Origin of the sequence: uncultured Vibrio sp. (genome assembly GCF_947488985.1) — a bacterium.
Classification (GTDB): domain Bacteria; phylum Pseudomonadota; class Gammaproteobacteria; order Enterobacterales; family Vibrionaceae; genus Vibrio.
The window spans coordinates 1-1,195 of the sequence record NZ_CANLBV010000227.1 but is presented as its reverse complement, the minus strand read 5'-3'; the positions used below and the strand labels follow the sequence as shown (position 1 = coordinate 1,195).

At 39.2% G+C, this 1,195-nt stretch carries 2 protein-coding genes; both read left to right on the top strand.

What is annotated here, in order from left to right:
- The first annotated feature begins 275 nt into the window (after window positions 1-275).
- The gene (locus Q1A70_RS19985; RefSeq protein ID WP_299695786.1) at window positions 276-587 is read left to right on the top strand and encodes a type II toxin-antitoxin system HigB family toxin; all 312 of its coding nucleotides are present in this window, start codon (window positions 276-278) and stop codon (window positions 585-587) included.
- A gap of 85 nt (window positions 588-672) precedes the next feature.
- Window positions 673-1,050, top strand: a complete 378-nt coding sequence (locus tag Q1A70_RS19980) for a helix-turn-helix domain-containing protein (protein WP_299695784.1) — start codon at window positions 673-675, stop codon at window positions 1,048-1,050.
- The last annotated feature ends 145 nt before the right edge of the window (window positions 1,051-1,195 follow it).

Below are 1,195 nucleotides of genomic sequence, written 5' to 3'. Positions count from 1 at the left end.
AAGCGCCGAGCTGAGGTATTACTCGCTGCAAAACAGCTAAACCCTGAACGATGGTCTGGTGCTATCAGGAACTGTAAACCAGTTGGTGAAGTACACCTAAACCCAGAAAGAGAAGCTGCTTAATAAGTAAGCAAATGATGACAGCTACCTTGAAAAACGCCGGATCGCTTAACTTAGTGTCCAATATCGATGATGTCATTCAATTCCCTTTTTGGGAAAAATCTTGACATCCTCCCCATCACTTCCCATAATGGGAAAAAAGAGGCGGAGGTATTTTGCGAGTTATATCAAAACCAGTTCTTATAGAGTTCTACACCAACCCTCTCTATAGGGACTCAGAAGAAGCGCTTAAAGCTTGGCATGATGAAGTGTTAAAGGCTGATTGGAACGATCCACATGAAATCAAAGAGCAATATAAAAGCGCCAGTATCGTTGGGAATAAAAGGATAGTGTTTAATATCTGCGGTAATAAATACCGCCTGATTGTTTCAGTAAGTTATAGGCTCAAAGCCTTCTATATCAAGTTTATTGGAACGCACAAGCAATATGACACGGTTGATGCAGAGACCATTGACCTTTTTGAGTAATTAAGCCGTGGGGGAGGGATTATGGCCCCCTTGTTCGGCACACAAAAGCTCTTAGTTAACCCTTATGAAAGTGGATTATAAAATTATGAAGATTAAACCGATTCGAACCAATATTGACTACAAAGCAGCAATGGCTCGTATTAGTGAGCTTACAAAAGGGGATCCTGACGCTTTATCTGATAATCAATTTGATGAACTTGAAATACTTACAACGTTAGCTGACGCTTATGAAAACATTCATCATAAAATAGAAACACCAGACCCAGTAGAAGCTATTAAGTTTAGAATGGAACAACAGGGTCTACAGAATGAAGATCTAACCCCTATCCTAGGTCAACGTAGCCGAGTCTCTGAGGTTTTAAACAAGAAGCGTAGGCTGTCGCTGACTATGATTCGTAAGCTCAATGAACAACTAAATATCCCATTCGAAAGTCTTTTAAATGAATATACACTCATAAAATAGTTAAATTATAACTCGCAAAGTTTGGGTGCCTTTAGGCACCTTTTTTTATCCTTGATGATAATTCCCCTTTTATACCCGTGATCATTGAAGGTGCTTGATTTTTAGTAAAATCAGGATCATGCTACGAACTATGATAATTACACTG

Coding starts and splice junctions, on each gene's coding strand:
- Q1A70_RS19980 (WP_299695784.1), top strand. CDS start 673: ATGAAGATTAAACCGATTCGAACCAATATTGACTACAAAGCAGCAATG.